Annotated in this window: 14 protein-coding genes and 1 rRNA gene; 6 read left to right on the top strand and 9 right to left on the bottom strand. The window is 33.8% G+C overall.

All coding sequences use genetic code 11. The annotated features are described in order from the left end of the window. From ACK4M9_RS14315 to dnaA, 9 genes are all read right to left on the bottom strand, one after another. Positions 1 to 96 (bottom strand): 16S ribosomal RNA (locus ACK4M9_RS14315); the annotation flags it as partial. A 521-nt stretch (positions 97 to 617) separates the two neighbouring features. Next, a complete protein-coding gene (locus ACK4M9_RS14320) occupies positions 618 to 1,706 on the bottom strand; it encodes an HD-GYP domain-containing protein (protein ID WP_409851862.1) in 1,089 nt (362 codons plus the stop codon). A 223-nt stretch (positions 1,707 to 1,929) separates the two neighbouring features. Further along, positions 1,930 to 4,446 carry a DNA gyrase subunit A gene (gyrA, locus tag ACK4M9_RS14325; RefSeq protein WP_409851864.1) on the bottom strand — a complete coding sequence of 839 codons (2,517 nt, stop codon included), beginning with the start codon at positions 4,444 to 4,446 and terminating at the stop codon, positions 1,930 to 1,932. 199 nt (positions 4,447 to 4,645) lie between these two features. Beyond that, complete coding sequence (gyrB, locus tag ACK4M9_RS14330; protein ID WP_409852226.1) at positions 4,646 to 6,559, bottom strand: DNA topoisomerase (ATP-hydrolyzing) subunit B; 1,914 nt, start codon at positions 6,557 to 6,559, stop codon at positions 4,646 to 4,648. 116 nt (positions 6,560 to 6,675) lie between these two features. Continuing rightward, positions 6,676 to 6,933, bottom strand: coding sequence for an extracellular matrix regulator RemB (gene remB, locus ACK4M9_RS14335; RefSeq protein WP_409851867.1), 258 nt, complete (start codon positions 6,931 to 6,933; stop codon positions 6,676 to 6,678). 9 nt (positions 6,934 to 6,942) lie between these two features. Further along, entirely contained in the window at positions 6,943 to 8,058 is a 1,116-nt protein-coding gene (gene recF, locus ACK4M9_RS14340) for a DNA replication/repair protein RecF (protein ID WP_409851870.1), read from the bottom strand. Positions 8,059 to 8,168: 110 nt separating this feature from the next. After that, on the bottom strand, positions 8,169 to 8,390 hold the full coding sequence (gene yaaA / locus ACK4M9_RS14345; protein ID WP_409851873.1) for a S4 domain-containing protein YaaA: 222 nt from the start codon (positions 8,388 to 8,390) through the stop codon (positions 8,169 to 8,171). Positions 8,391 to 8,635: 245 nt separating this feature from the next. Further along, entirely contained in the window at positions 8,636 to 9,778 is a 1,143-nt protein-coding gene (gene dnaN / locus ACK4M9_RS14350; protein WP_409851876.1) for a DNA polymerase III subunit beta, read from the bottom strand. A gap of 235 nt (positions 9,779 to 10,013) precedes the next feature. Continuing rightward, a complete protein-coding gene (dnaA, locus tag ACK4M9_RS14355; RefSeq protein ID WP_409851878.1) occupies positions 10,014 to 11,366 on the bottom strand; it encodes a chromosomal replication initiator protein DnaA in 1,353 nt (450 codons plus the stop codon). Between the two features lie 798 nt (positions 11,367 to 12,164). On the opposite strand from dnaA, the gene rpmH reads away from it, so the two are divergent. From rpmH to mnmE, 6 genes are all read left to right on the top strand, one after another. After that, the gene (rpmH, locus tag ACK4M9_RS14360; RefSeq protein WP_071315349.1) at positions 12,165 to 12,302 is read left to right on the top strand and encodes a 50S ribosomal protein L34; all 138 of its coding nucleotides are present in this window, start codon (positions 12,165 to 12,167) and stop codon (positions 12,300 to 12,302) included. 270 nt (positions 12,303 to 12,572) lie between these two features. After that, entirely contained in the window at positions 12,573 to 12,923 is a 351-nt protein-coding gene (gene rnpA / locus ACK4M9_RS14365) for a ribonuclease P protein component (RefSeq protein WP_409851881.1), read from the top strand. Positions 12,924 to 12,936: 13 nt separating this feature from the next. Then, on the top strand, positions 12,937 to 13,185 hold the full coding sequence (gene yidD / locus ACK4M9_RS14370) for a membrane protein insertion efficiency factor YidD (RefSeq protein WP_409852228.1): 249 nt from the start codon (positions 12,937 to 12,939) through the stop codon (positions 13,183 to 13,185). 94 nt (positions 13,186 to 13,279) lie between these two features. Next, positions 13,280 to 14,053, top strand: coding sequence for a YidC family membrane integrase SpoIIIJ (gene spoIIIJ / locus ACK4M9_RS14375; RefSeq protein ID WP_409851883.1), 774 nt, complete (start codon positions 13,280 to 13,282; stop codon positions 14,051 to 14,053). Then, positions 14,050 to 14,673 carry an RNA-binding cell elongation regulator Jag/EloR gene (gene jag / locus ACK4M9_RS14380; RefSeq protein WP_409851886.1) on the top strand — a complete coding sequence of 208 codons (624 nt, stop codon included), beginning with the start codon at positions 14,050 to 14,052 and terminating at the stop codon, positions 14,671 to 14,673. Before spoIIIJ ends, jag begins: the two co-directional genes overlap by 4 nt. Before the next feature lie 412 nt (positions 14,674 to 15,085). After that, positions 15,086 to 16,462, top strand: coding sequence for a tRNA uridine-5-carboxymethylaminomethyl(34) synthesis GTPase MnmE (gene mnmE / locus ACK4M9_RS14385; RefSeq protein WP_409851889.1), 1,377 nt, complete (start codon positions 15,086 to 15,088; stop codon positions 16,460 to 16,462). Positions 16,463 to 16,503: the final 41 nt, after the last annotated feature.

Below are 16,503 nucleotides of genomic sequence, written 5' to 3' on the forward strand. Positions count from 1 at the left end.
AGAAAAAAAGTAAACTTTTTTTCAACTCCGCTCGACTTGCATGTATTAGGCACGCCGCCAGCGTTCGTCCTGAGCCAGGATCAAACTCTCCATAAAAGTGTTTGATATAGCTCAAAAAAATGTTACATTGACGAGATATTACTATCTCTTTAATTCGCTTGGCTGTGTGTTCAGTTTTCAAAGAACAAAGCTACTGACCTCAATCACATCATGTGAAAACTTCTTAGAATTTACTTCGTGCAGCTTTGCGACGAGAAAGTGACGCAAGGAACGCGCAGGAGCAATTTACTAAGTTATTGTCAGTACACTACTTAACTTTTGTTGTTGTCATTTCAACGACAAGAAATTAATTATATCACAATAATTTGTTTTCGTCAATAGTTTTCTTTTTATCAAAAAATATTGTTGTCGTTTGAAGCAACCTAGTTAGTATATCATCTAGTTTCTAACGTGTCAACATTTATATTAACTATAATGTCATCTCGTCGTTGCGTGAAAGTCATCATAGCATGGCTCTTGTTATTATGTAATAGTTTTATACAACAACTTAACAGGTGTATCAACACTAGTTGTGTAATTACTTCTTTTTTAATAGTATTCACAACTAGCATTGTTTTTTAACGATTGACTACTTCTTCTATATAAAGATCACTTCGATTTGCTAATTTTACATATTCATTAGTTGTTTGAATTCTAATCATCGGACGGTTAGGTACATGAGGCTCTAGAAAAACAACTTCACCAATATCTCCGTTATTAAGCCTTATAATTGTACCTACTGAAAAGTTTGAAATAAGCATTGCTAACATTTGCACAACTTTTATATCAAACAGTCCGAAATTATCTTTTTCAATTAATTCGATTACTCTAAAAGGTGATTGCTTTATTTTATAATATCGTTCTGATGTCATTGCGTGAAATACATCAACGACTGCAATGATTTTACTAAACTTATGTAACTTTTGGGATGATACTGACATTGGATACCCACTTCCATCCACACGCTCATGGTGCTGTAATACGCCTAACAAAACACCATCTGTCACTCCTGGGATACCTTTAATCATTTGATAACTAAACATAGAATGATTTTTCATTTCTTCATATTCTGAGCTAGTAAGGTGCCCCTTTTTACTTAATATACTATTTGGTATCTTAGCCATTCCACTATCAGACATCATTCCAGCAATTCCAACTTGGATTTGTTCTGCTGAAGTATAGTTAAGTTTTCTTGCTAGATAAGCAGATAGAACGCCTACTGAAACTGCATGGTGAAAAATATAATCCTCTTTTGTTGCATAGTGATGAATTGAAGTGATTTCATCCGGATCCTCATTTAACTTTTCAAGAAGCGAAAGTAGTGTCTTTCTAATTATTAAAATATCTACCTTCATTCCAGCTTGCCAGCCTTGAAAAAGTTTTTTATATATTTGAACAGCCTGTAAATATTCCTCCATAAATGATTTCTTTTCAAGCGGAATATTTTTCGTTTTTTCAACCTCAGACTCATTTACCTCTTTAGGCAAGTATGGCTTCCCGTTTGCAAGCGTCCCCTCTACTTCAACTTCTTCAATTAAAAAGGCTTTTAATACATTTATATATTTCTCATGTAGTACAGTTTTTTTACGGATTAATTGATTCGAAAAACAGTTTACATCTTTAGACAATATACATCCAACATCAAGCTGATTTGGTTTAACTCTCATAATAGCCTTCCTCCAAAACCAAAACTTTCAAATATAAATTATTATATCATATTTAAAAAGATCTTTTCCGTAAAAAAAAGAGGCTTATCCCCTTTATAAAATGTCAGTTACCACAAGCCTGAAGATAGAGACATTTATATCTCTAATTAATATCATGCCGTAATTAACTGAAATTTCTAGGTCAGCCTCTTTAAAGAATTGTTCTTATTCTTATTCTTAATTCCTATTCCTCTTCATCATCTTCAATAATAGGGTCTTGGTCTTCAACTGAATTGATAATTGGTGTTTCACCTTGTTCTTCTAGCTCAGCTTCAATGGCTTCCTCATCAATATCAACTTTAGCTACAGTTGCTACACCTTCACCTTCGCCTATTCTAATTAAACGAACACCTTGTGTATTTCTACCTGTTCTCGAAATATCTTGAACATGCAAGCGAATAATAACACCATTTACAGAAATAATCATTAAATCATGTTCGTCTGAAACAACACGCAATGATACAACATGACCATTTTTTTCCGTAATATTACATGTTCTAATTCCCTTACCACCACGATTTTGGATACGGTATTCTTCGATAGGTGTTTTCTTTCCATATCCTTTTTCAGTTACAGTTAGAACATCAAAGCCTTCTTCGATAATATCCATTCCAACAACTTGATCATCCTTAGAGAGTGAGATACCTTTTACGCCACCAGCTGTTCTTCCCATTAGACGTACATCATTTTCATGGAAATGAATCGACATTCCCTTTTTCGTACCAATAATTATTTGTTTATCACCATCTGTTAGACGTACCCCATGCAATTCATCATCATCACGTAAATTGATTGCAAAAAGACCACCTTTACGAATATTAGCAAATGAACTCAATTCAGTACGCTTAGTGATACCATGTTTTGTCATGAAGATTAAATAGTTACTATTAAATTCTTCTATAGGAATAACCGTACTAATATACTCACCAGGCTCAATTTGTAATAAATTAATAATTGGTATTCCTTTTGCAGTTCTACCTAACTCAGGGATTTCATAACCTTTTAAGCGGTATACCTTCCCCTTATTTGTGAAGAATAACAATGTGTGATGCGTACACGTTGTAAATAAGTGTTCAACAAAGTCATCATCATTTGTTCCCATACCTTGGATACCGCGTCCCCCTCGTTTTTGACTACGATATGTGGAAATTGGAAGGCGTTTAATGTAGCCATTATGGGTAAGAGTGATAATAATATTTGTTCTTGGGATAAGATCCTCATCTTCAAAACTATCTTCATCAATAGAGATAATAGTTTTTCTTTCATCATTAAATCTTTCTTTAACTTCCGTTAGCTCTTCACGAATAATTTCTAGAACTTTTTCCTCATCAGCTAAAATTGCTTTTAACTCAGCTATTCTCGCTACCAACTCTGCATATTCATTTTCAATTTTGTCACGTTCTAGACCAGTTAAACGTTGAAGACGCATTTCTAAAATGGCTTGAGCTTGTTCAAAGCTTAAAGAGAATTGCTCCATTAAACCAGTTCTTGCAATATCAGTTGTTTGAGATGCACGAATTAAAGCTATTACTGCATCTAAATGATCAAGAGCTATTCTTAATCCTTCTAGTATATGTGCTCTAGCTTCTGCTTTTCTTAATTCAAATGCTGTACGACGCTTTATAACTACTTTTTGATGCTCTAAATAATACTCTAGGCATTCCTTTAAATTTAAAACTTTAGGTTGGCCATCAACTAAAGCAAGTAAGTTAATTCCAAAACTTGTTTGCATTGCTGTTTGTTTATAAAGATTATTTAAAAGTACATTAGCATTTACATCCCGACGTAATTCAATGCAAATACGCATACCAGTCCTGTCAGATTCATCGCGTAAATCAGTAATACCATCAATTTTCTTTTCCCTAACTAATTCAGCAATTTTTTCAATCAATTTTGCTTTATTGACTTGGTAAGGAATTTCAGAAACAATGATACGTTGCTTGCCGCCATTCATATCTTCAATAGCAGCTTTTGCTCTTAGTACAATTGAACCTCTACCAGTTTGATAGGCACGACGGATACCTGAGATACCAACAATTTCAGCTCCAGTAGGGAAATCTGGACCAGGAATAACTTCCATTAATTCAGGTAAAGTTATATCTGGATTATGACTAACAGCTAGTACACCATCAATAATTTCCCCTAACTGATGTGGGGGAATATTTGTCGCCATACCAACAGCAATTCCAGTAGCTCCGTTTACTAGCAAATTAGGAAATCTAGCAGGTAAAACCTTTGGCTCACGTTCTGAACCATCGTAATTATCTTGATAGTCAATGGTATCCTTATTTATATCACGAACCATTTCCATTGAGATTTTTGACATTCTTGCTTCTGTATAACGCATTGCAGCCGCAGAATCTCCATCAACTGAACCGAAGTTACCATGCCCATCAACAAGCATGTACCGGTAACTAAAATCTTGTGCCATCCTAACCATTGTTTCGTAAACAGCAGAATCACCATGAGGGTGATACTTACCAATTACTTCACCAACGATACGTGCAGACTTTTTATAAGCTTTATCGGAAGTCATTCCTAGTTCATTCATTGCAAATAAAATACGACGATGAACAGGCTTCAAACCATCACGAACATCAGGCAGCGCACGACTTACGATTACACTCATGGCATAATCCATAAACGACGTTTTCATTTCCTGACTGATATTTATCTCTTTAACTCTAGATTGATTTTCCATCTAGTCCTACCTCCACTTCCCTTTATCCAAAACATTTAATGTAGACTTTAGGATTAGAATTCGGCGCAAATAATGTTTGGTAGCAAACCGTATAATTCTTAGATCGTAAAATACTAGTGATATATTTTTGGATGGAGTAAACTATCATAATTCAACTTATAATTGCTCATTTATCACTTCATACAAGCAATTGGAATTTTTAAATATCTAAATTTTTCACATAGATTGCATTTTCCTGAATGAAATCTCGACGTGGTTCAACTTTGTCTCCCATTAATGTCTCAAAAGTTTCATCCGCTTTTATCGCGTCTTCTAACGTTACCTGTAAAAGTGTTCGCGTACTCGGATCCATTGTTGTTTCCCAAAGTTGAGTTGGATTCATTTCCCCTAAACCTTTATAACGTTGAACATTTGGCTTTGGATTTTCTGCCATTTGTGAAAAGACTTCATTCAATTCTTTATCGTTATAAGCATATTCAACTCGTTTTCCTTGTTGAATTTTATATAAAGGCGGTTGAGCGATATAAATATATCCATTTTCAAGTAGTGGTTTCATATAGCGGTAGAAAAACGTTAGTATTAATGTCCGAATATGAGCACCATCTACATCAGCATCCGTCATAATAATCGTTTTATGATAACGAGCTTTTGTGATATCAAAATCTTCGCCAATTCCTGTCCCTAATGCCGTAATAATAGCTCTAATTTCTGTATTAGACAAAATTTTATCTAAACGAGCTTTCTCTACATTTATAATTTTCCCACGTAAAGGTAAAATCGCTTGGAAATGGCGGTCACGTCCTTGTTTTGCCGACCCACCTGCCGAGTCTCCCTCTACGATATAAATTTCACTGATTGTAGCATCTTTTGAAGAACAGTCTGCAAGCTTACCAGGTAATGAACTAACCTCTAAAGCACTTTTACGTCTTGTTAATTCCCTTGCTTTTTTAGCAGCTTCTCTTGCTCTTGAAGCCATAACACCTTTTTCTACTATTTTTTTTGCAACAGCTGGGTTTTCCCCCAAGAATTTTGCAAAGCATTCACTAAAAACAGAATCGGTAATTGTACGTGCTTCACTGTTACCCAATTTCGTTTTCGTTTGTCCTTCAAACTGTGGGTCTGGAATTTTCACTGAGATGATCGCAGTTAATCCCTCACGAACATCATCACCAGTTAAGTTTGCATCATTATCTTTAAATAGATTATTTTTCCTCGCATAATCATTTATTACACGAGTTAAACCAGTTTTAAAACCTGATTCATGAGTACCACCTTCGTGGGTATTAATGTTGTTAGCAAAAGAATAGATGTTACTCGTGTAACTGTCATTATATTGAATAGCTACTTCTACGTGTAAACCCTCTTTCTCAGCTTCAATAAAAATCGGTGGTTCATGAAGAGCTTCACGTGTACGGTTTAAATGCTCAACAAAAGAAGCAATTCCACCTTCGTAATAATATTCCTTATGTTTACCATTTTCTCGCTTATCTTCAATAATGATTGTTAGACCTCGATTTAAGAAAGCTAATTCTCGTAAACGAGTTGCTAAAATATCAAATTCATAAACAATAGTTTCTGTAAAAATTTCTGTATCAGGCTGAAAACGAACCTGCGTTCCACGTCTTTGGGTTTCACCAATAACAGCTAAATCGGCTTGTGGGACACCACGTTGAAATTCTTGATAATAAATTTTTCCGTCTCTGTGAACTTCAACCTCTAACTTACTAGATAGGGCATTTACAACGGAAGCTCCAACACCATGAAGTCCTCCAGAAACTTTATAACCACCACCGCCAAACTTACCACCGGCATGCAGTACTGTCATAATAACTTCAACAGCTGGTCGTCCCATTTTTTCATGTATCCCTACAGGTATTCCTCGTCCATTATCAACTACAGTAATACTATTATTTTCTTCAATTGTCACAGAAATTGTATCACAATGACCAGCTAAAGCTTCATCAATACTATTGTCTACGATTTCCCATACTAAATGATGAAGTCCACGGCTACTCGTTGAACCGATATACATTCCTGGACGTTTTCTTACGGCTTCTAAACCTTCTAGGACCTGAATTTGACTTTCATCATAACTTTGAGCTTGTTGTTCAATTGTCAATATCTTCACCCACTTCTAAATTTGAATATAGCGTTTAAATGTTAAGTGTAGAATTATGAGCAGTCATATTTAAAAGCTTTAACTCACACCATTTTAACTTCTACATTTTCTTATATATCTTCAATATCTGAAACAAAAAGCGCTCTTCGCTTTAAAGTCGAAGAGGAAATAGGAGATAAATAAACTTTTTCGCTTGTAATTACAATAGATTTACTCATATCCTTAGCAATCTCTTCTACTTTGTCTTCTTGTTGATAAAATTCTAGAAATTCACCAATAGTTTCTGATGTTTCCTTTACTTGGCGATCTAAAATGGCAATAACATCTTTGGAACGAATTACAGTGTCTCCTCCTAAATGAATAAACACCTAAACACCTCATTTCAATTTTTGTATATTCCCTTTTTCAACCAAATAAGTAGAAGCCTCTCTCAATGTTTGGTGATCAATACCATCTACACTAGTTGTTGTAACAAATGTTTGTACTTTTCCTTGAATAGTATTTAATAAGTGAGATTGGCGAAAATCATCTAATTCTGATAACACATCATCTAGTAAAAGAATTGGATATTCACCAATTTTATCATGAATTAATTCTAACTCTGCCATTTTTAAGGAAAGAGCTGTTGTTCGTTGTTGCCCTTGTGAACCATAAGTTTGGACATCACGTCCATTGACATGGAAAAGGAGATCATCGCGATGAGGACCAACTAACGAAGTTCCACGTTCTATTTCCTTCGTTTTCATTTTACTAAAGTTTTCTTCTAATATCTCTTCTATTTTCGACAATTCTCTAGTTTCTGATACCTTAATTGATGGTTTATATTCAATTACTAAATCTTCTAAACCCCTACTAATATCATGGTGAATTGGCTTTGCCCAATGCTCTAGCATCCCAATAAACTCATAGCGCTTAGCAATTACTTTTGCTGCTTGTTCTATGAGTTGATAAGTTAATATATCTAGTAGGCCATTATCTGTTTTTTTACGTTGTAAATCTTTCAACAGATGATTTCTTTGTTGTAGTATTTTTTGGTACAGTGACAAATTATACAGGTAAAGCGGATTAATTTGCCCTATTTCCATATCAATAAAACGACGTCGTACTTGTGGACTTCCTTTTACGAGATTTAGATCTTCAGGTGCAAACATAACAATATTTAAAGCACCTATATATTCGCTAAGTTTACGTTGTTCTAAGCGATTTAACTTAACTTTTTTTCCTTTAGTTGATATGATCACTTCTAACGTTAAGGGGCCGGTACGCTTTTGGACTCTACCTTCTATTTTAGCATATTCTTCATCCCAGTATATAAGCTCTCTGTCACGGGTAGTACGATGCGACTTTGCTAAACCAAGAACGTAAATCGATTCCATGACATTTGTTTTACCTTGAGCATTTTCCCCTAAAATAACATTTACGCTATTTTCAAAGGTTACTTGTTGTTTTTTATAGTTACGATAATTAGTTAAAGTAAGATCATTTATATGCAAAACTTTCCCCCACTTTAGTTAGAAACATCCAAGCATTTTATATTTAAAATATTTTAAATTAAGTAAGTATTTTTCCCTCTAGTTCATGTTGTCGTATAACACTTTGAGAACTAGCTGTCGGTTACTATGCGAAATGTACCATGTGAAGGAATCAAAATAACATCGCCGTTATACAGCTTCTTCCCCCGCCTATTCTCAAGCTCGTTATTTAAGAAAACTTCATGTTCACTTAAAAACCATTTAGCCATACCACCAGTATCTATAATTCCTACTTCTTTAAGTAATTGACCTAAAGTAATAAACTCCGTTGAAACATTTATGTTTGTTTCCACTATTACACCTTCTTTCTATTGGCTGAAGGAATTAGTTTCAAAAGTTTTAAAATCCCTTAATATTGTCTACAATTCTATACGTTCTTATTTTGCCCTTAAATTACATTGTACTAAACTCAAGAGACTAACACAAACTCATTTTGACCAAATTTAACAGTTAAAAAGCTACCTTGAAAATACAATGTAAGGTAGCTTTTTTAACATTAAATAGTTTTCGTATCGATAAATGATGTCTTTTTTTTATATTAGTAGGTTCTTACAGGTGAAAATAAATGTAATGCTTTATCACTTTCACTTGGTTTTAATAAAAACGGACTCATCGCGCCTGTGAATGATATTTTAATTTCATTACTATCAACAACTTTTAACGCATCGATAATATTTTTCCCGTTAAAAGAAATTCTCAATTCTTCGCCATTCAAATGTTTTGTATTAATTTTTTCTGTAACACGTCCAATTTCAGGGGTTACCGATGTAATTTCAATAACGCCATTTTCTAATGTTTTAAAATTAACAACATTATTCTTTCCGTCACGAGAGAGTAGAAGTGCTCTTTCAATCGCTTGTAAAAAACCCTTTGTCTCTAAAATAATTTCCGTTTTAGAATGATCAGGTATCATATTTTTTGTTGCAGGATAATTCCCATCTAATAACCTTGAGAAGAATAATAAGTTTTTTGATTTAAATAATATTTGGTTTTCAGTAACGATAATATCTAGCAGCTCATTATTGTCATCAATTATTTTACTTAATTCATTTAAACTTTTTCCTGGTATAACCACATTGCTAAAACTTAAGCCTTCTACATTAGTTTCTATTGTTGCTTTTCTCATCGCCAGTCGATGACTATCTGTTGCAGTACAGATCAACTGCTTACTATCTACTTGCCAGTTTACACCTGTCAAGATAGGGCGTGTTTCTGCCGCGGACACAGCAAATACTGTTTGTCTAATAATATTTTTCATCAAGTCATTTTGTATCTGGAATAAATTATCTTCTTCCACTTGTGGTAAACGTGGATACTCTTCAGGATCAAGACCGTTTAGATTAAAAACGGAAGAACCAGATCTTAATGTCGTAGCAAATTGATCTTGAACGACAACTTCTATTTTATCTTCAGGTAATTTTTTTACAATTTCAGCAAAAAACCTTGCTTGTAGAACAATACTGCCTTCTTCGATAATTTCTACTAGTTGTTTTCCATCTTCTTCAACCGGAATAAAACATTCAATTGATATATCAGAATCACTACCTGTTAACGTGACTCCTTCATGATCTGCAACGATTTTAATACCGGTTAAAATAGGAATCGTAGTTCTTGACGAGATCGCTTTTGAAACATTTTGGACACTATGAACAAAATAATCTCGATTAATGACAAATTGCATTGTAAACCTCCTGATACTTAATAATTTTTTAGTTATATTTATTATTATTTTTTATAAAAAAAAGTAATAGTAATAGTAATAGGGCCTGTTAATTTGTGGATAACTGGTTGAAGTCTAATGTTACCAACTTATACACATGTTGATAACGTGTTAGTAAACTCAACCACTTTATTAACAAATTTCCCGGTTGAGCTTTTGAGTTTTTGGTACCGCTGATTTCTAAATTTCAAAAAAACTAAATTTTAAGTTGCTCTTTAATTTCAGCTATTTGTTTTTGAAATTCTAAATCTGAAGATAATAATTTTGATATTTTTTCGTGTGCATGAATGACTGTTGTATGATCTCGCCCACCAAATTCACTCCCGATTTTTGGTAACGAAAACTCGGTAAGCTCTCTTGATAAATACATCGCAATTTGTCTTGGAAAGGCAACGCTTTTTGTTCGCTTTTTAGCCTTGAAATCATCTAGTTTTATACTATAGTGATCACCAACAACACGTTGAATATCGCTAATCGTAACTACTTTTGGTTTAGAATTAGGAACAATATCTTTAAGTGCCACTGCAGCTAGATCGGCATTCATATCTTGATTAATTAATGATGAATAAGCGACAACTCGAATCAATGCTCCCTCTAACTCACGAATGTTTGTATCAATTTGATTTGCAATATACAACATAACTTCGTTAGGAATATCCAAATTTTCTGCTTTTGCCTTTTTCCGTAAAATAGCAATTCTTGTTTCTAAGTCTGGAGGTGTAATATCAGTAATCAACCCCCATTCAAAGCGAGACCTAAGTCGATCTTCAAGCGTGGGTATCTCTTTTGGCGGTCGATCACTAGAAATAACAATTTGTTTACTATCATCATGTAGTGCATTAAAAGTATGGAAAAATTCTTCTTGAGTTTGTTCTTTTCCAGCTAAAAATTGAATATCATCAATTAATAGAACATCGACGTTTCGATATTTGTTACGAAAATTTACAGCCTTATTATCACGAATCGAGTTAATAAATTCATTTGTAAACTTTTCTGAAGACAAATAAACAACCTTAGCATTTGGATTATGTTCGATTACATAGTGGCCAATCGCATGCATAAGATGTGTTTTACCTAATCCAACACCACCATAAATAAATAAGGGATTATACGCTTTCGCTGGAGCTTCGGCAACTGCTAATGAAGCAGCATGTGCAAAGCGATTACCGGCTCCAATAACAAAGGTATTAAAAGTGTACTTCTGATTAAGCATGTTTTTAGGGGTTTCTTCATAATTAGGGTTAACTTTTGGTGGTACTTTCGAAATATTTTCAATAATCTCGTCATCATCTTCCTCAATGTTTTTGGGAATAACAATCTTCACTTTAAGCTCAGCACCAGTAATATCTTGTAATGTTTCAGATATAAACTTGATGTAACGATTTTCTAACCAATCTCTTGCAAATTCATTAGGAGCGGTGATGGTTATCGTATCATTTTTAATCATTTCAGCCTTTGTTGCTTTCAACCAAGTATCGAAGCTCGGTTTACTAACTTTGGATTCCATTTCTGCTAAAGCCTTATTCCATAAGTCAGTTATATTTTGCAAACTGCTCCCTCCTTACCTTTAGAAAAACGCGGCTTGTTACGTCAGCCTTAAATACATAACTATAAGTGCTTATAGTAATTTTTTGGTTAATAACTTATTCTTCTAAATAAAGTTCATGTTTAACCAAGCGTTATTCGACGAAATGTCGTCTGTACAACAAATGTATAACACAAGTGAATAACACTGAATAAATATAAATTAACAAAAGATGTGGAAATATATATAATATAGTAGAAAAGTGTAGAATACAAGCCTATTAACAATCCTGTGGACAAGCAATAAACACCAATTAGAAAATGTCCACAACCTTACCCACAGGTTGTGGACAACTTCCAGTACAAAAAACATATCCACCGCTGAAAACATTTTAATAATAGCAGAAAAAACATTGATATGCAATGGTTTCTGAGTACTTATCCACACCCAACTACACCTTGTGTTTAGAAGTTGTCCACAACACAAGATACTGTGTGAAACATGTCAATAAGTGAGGAAGAAGAGAAAAAAATGTCAAAAATGTTATCCACAGTTTAAAAAACTCCCAAATTGCAGATTAAAAGTTATTGTAGGAATTTATTGATTATTCTAGGTAGGGTAGACATTCTTGAATTCAAATAATAATTTACTGAAGGAAAACCAAGGACTGAAGATCGAATAGATATTTAAAATGCCGGTATACTGTTTTGGTAGCATATATAAAATATAGTTACTTTTTGGGGGGACTTGACATTTGTGGGCATAGTCCTTATAATTTACAAGACTGTCTTAATCGAGTATTTCCTCAGGGAGGTGTAATAAATGGGAAAACCAACTTTCCAACCAAACAATCGTAAGCGTAAAAAAGTCCACGGTTTCCGTGCAAGAATGGCTACTGCAAATGGTCGTAAAGTACTAGCGCGTCGTCGTCGTAAAGGAAGAAAAGTATTGTCTGCATAGGCCACTGTTGTCAGTGGTCTTTTTTTCTAGTACTAAACCAGCCCTGGTTTTTTATTTTTTTTGTAGTACCGGGGTTTACATATTATTAAATTCTTTGAATGGTGTTTAGAAACGCAAATTTTTGATATGATGAGAATATACTCGAAAAATCAGAAAGCGTTTTATTTTTGGAATTACGTCATCCGCTTTTAAGGTAACTGCAACAGTTTGGTATTTTGAACTTCTGTTTAGTTCCAGTGGTCTTTCGCTTTTATAATTGAGGTGTAGTGGTTGAAGAAAGAATATCGAGTCAAAAAAAATGATGAGATTTCTCTGATCTTTAAAGAGGGGAAGTCTGTTGCAAACAAACAGTTTGTTCTATATATGTTAGAAAAAAAGGAGCAGACTCATTTAAGGTTAGGTGTATCTGTTAGTAAAAAACTAGGCAATGCAGTTACTAGAAATCGAATTAAAAGGTTAATGAGAGAATCTGTATTTCAACTAAGTGACGAGTTGAAACAATCTTATGATTATCTACTTATTGCGAGAATGCCTTGTGTAGAAATGGATTTCCATGAAATGAAAAAAAGTATTTCCCACGTTTTTTATCGGAGCTATGCTTTTAAAAAGAAGGGTGAGTAAACTTTTGAAGTTTATTAAAGCGTTGTTAATTGGGATTATTCTTTTCTATCAAAGATATATTTCAAGATTTACACCCCCTACTTGCCGTTTCTATCCAACTTGCTCCCATTATGGCTTAGAAGCAATAAAACGCTTCGGTCCGATTAAAGGCAGCTGGTTAACTTTGAAACGTATTTTCAAATGTCATCCGTTTCATCCGGGGGGCTTTGATTTAGTACCAGAAAAAAAAGAAGAATTTAGTAGTCATAATAAACATAAGTAGGCTTGTATTATTACCTTAGTATGCGTTATCTTTAAGTTAGAGTTTATGGCTCTTTTTTTAATAGAATTTGTTGGATTGCAGGGAGGAAGTATTGGTGAAGAAAAAGTTATTGTTATTGGCAATGCTGCTTGGTTTTGTTCTACTTGCAGTAGGTTGTGGGAATCTTGAAGTTCCGATTACTCCAGAGAATAAATCCGGTATCTGGGAAAATTATTTTGTGTATCCTTTATCTTGGCTAATTATAGAAGTAGCTACATTTTTTAATGAAAATTACGGGCTATCAATTATTATTGTTACTATAATTATTCGTATTGTTCTATTACCTTTAATGATTAAACAAACAAAAAGTTCTAAAGCAATGCAAGCAATACAGCCTGAAATGGCGAAGTTAAAAGAGAAATATAGTGCTAAAGATCAAAAAACACAGCAAAAGCTTCAACAAGAAACAATGAAGTTATTCCAAGATCATAAAGTAAACCCACTCGCTGGGTGTTTACCAATTTTTGTACAAATGCCAATCTTATTTGCATTTTATCATGCGATTATTCGTACAGGTGAAATTGCTGAGCACCAATTTTTATGGTTTGATTTAGGATCTGCTGATCCATACTATATTTTACCGCTTGTAGCAGGTGCTACAACTTTTATCCAACAAAAGATGATGATGATCACGGATAACCCGCAAATGAAAGCACTACTATATATCATGCCAGTGATGATTATTGCATTTGCAGCCTTTTTCCCATCAGCGCTAGCGTTATATTGGGTAGTAGGTAATATTTTTATGATCGTTCAAACATATTTTATTACTGGACCGAATGTAGGCAAAGATAAAGTTGATGCTAAAACAGGGGGAACAAAAAAGTGAAAAAAGTAACTGTTTCAGGGAAAACTGTTGATGAAGCTGTTCAATCTGCTATAACGCAATTAAATACAACGAGAGAAAGAGTTTCAATTCAAATTGTAGAAGAACCTCAAAAAGGATTTTTAGGTTTAATTGGTGTAAAGCCAGCGGTCGTTGAAGTTGAAATTGTACCTGATGCAGCAGAAGAAGCTGTTAATTTTCTTCAAGATGTTACGAAAAATATGGGTGTTTCAGTAGAGATTAATAAAATTGAAACAAAAGATGGTTTAATCTTAAATCTGAGTGGAGAAGGCATTGGTATGCTTATTGGTAAAAGAGGTCAAACCCTTGATTCACTTCAATATTTAGTAAACTTAGTAGCAAATCGGTATTCGGAGCAATATATGCGAATTGTATTAGATGCTGAAAGTTATCGTGATCGTCGTAAAGAATCGCTGGAGCAATTAGCAAAGCGTCTCGGTCATAAAGCAATCAGAACGCGAAAAGAAGTTATCCTAGAACCAATGAATGCTCTAGAAAGAAAAATCATTCATACTGCATTACAAGAAATAAAGGGTGTAAAAACGTTTTCCGAAGGTGTAGAGCCAAATCGTAGAATTGTTGTTGCGCCAGCTAATAAATAAATAAATAAATAAATAAATAAATAAATAATTCAAAAGCCAATACCAGTGATGTCAAGCTGGTATTGGCTTTTTTGTAGTAATGTAGTAACCAATAGTGGTTATTACATCTATCAAGAATTTGTCTCTGGACTGTCTTAAATACTATCTATAATTAGTTAGAGTTTTACAGAGAAATGAAAGGAATACCAGTGAATTTTATTGTTAATTCAAGATTTATTCACATGTGGAAAACTTGTTAATTGACGAAAAAACAAACAAAGAAACTTGTTGTGGATATGTTTATGGTTGATAACAATAAAAAACGGTGATAATAGTAGGATAGAGTAAATGGAAAATCTTTTTATTAGGTGAAGACTGTGGTATTCTTGTTAGTTAGGGACAGTAGGTGTTTTATTATAACGAGGTGAGGATTATGGAGTTTGATTCAATTGCAGCAATTTCCACAGCGATGGGGGAAGGAGCGATCGCGATTGTTCGCGTTAGTGGTGAAGAAGCGGTTGCGAATGTGAATAAAATTTTTAAAGGGAAAAATTCTTTGATAGAGGTGGAAAGTCATACGATCCACTACGGTTATATTATCGATAAAAATACAGAACAAATTATAGATGAAGTAATGGTGACTGTACTGAAGGCACCAAGAACGTTTACAAGAGAAGATATCGTTGAAATAAATTGCCATGGTGGCTTAGTATCAGTAAACCGTGTATTGCAACAAGTATTAAAGACTGGGGTACGTTTAGCGGAGCCAGGAGAATTTACAAAACGAGCATTTTTAAATGGAAGAATTGATTTGTCACAAGCAGAAGGTGTCATTGATTTAATTCGCGCAAAAACAGATAAAGCAATGAATATAGCGATTGGTCAAGTAGAAGGTAAATTATCGAAAAAGGTACAAAAATTACGGCAAGCATTACTGGAAACAGTAGCTCATGTTGAGGTAAATATTGATTACCCAGAATACGATGCTGAGGAAATGACAACTAATCTGCTTTTAGAGAAAGCTAAGTATGTTAAGGATGAAATAACAAAAATTCTCAACACTGCTCAGCAAGGTAAAATATTAAGAGAAGGTCTATCAACCGTCATAATTGGAAGGCCCAACGTAGGGAAATCTTCATTATTAAATAGTTTAGTTCATGAAGCAAAGGCAATTGTCACGGATATTCCTGGGACAACAAGAGATGTTATTGAGGAATATGTTAATGTTAGAGGTGTACCGCTACGTTTATTAGACACTGCTGGTATTAGAGAAACAGAAGATATCGTTGAAAAAATAGGTGTTGAACGATCACGCAAAGTTGTAAAAGAAGCTGAGCTTGTTTTACTTGTCTTAAATTATGGTGAGCACTTAACAAAAGAAGATGAGAGTCTGTTTGAAATTGTAGAAAATATGGATGCTATCATTATTGTCAACAAAACTGACATCTCTCAAAAAATCGATTTAGAAAAGGTTAAAGAACTTGCAAAAGGAAGACCGATTGTTACTACTTCATTAATAGAAGATGAAGGTATTGACGAATTAGAAGATGCAATTTCAAAACTATTTTTCCAAGGAAATATTGAAGGTGGAGACTTAACATATGTATCTAACTCAAGACATATAGGTTTATTGCATCAAGCCCTAGAAACGATCGAAGATGCAATTTTAGCACTAGAGTCAGCTGTACCAATTGATATGGTTCAAATTGATATAACAAGAACATGGGAAATTTTAGGTGAGATTATTGGCGATACTGTATCGGAAAGTTTAATCGATCAACTTTTTTCACAATTTTGTTTAGGTAAGTAGATGTTATGGTTTAGAGATTAATGTTCTTTATATAAAATAAG

The sequence above is a fragment of the Anaerobacillus sp. genome (genome assembly GCF_046314235.1).
GTDB lineage: Bacteria > Bacillota > Bacilli > Bacillales > Anaerobacillaceae > Anaerobacillus.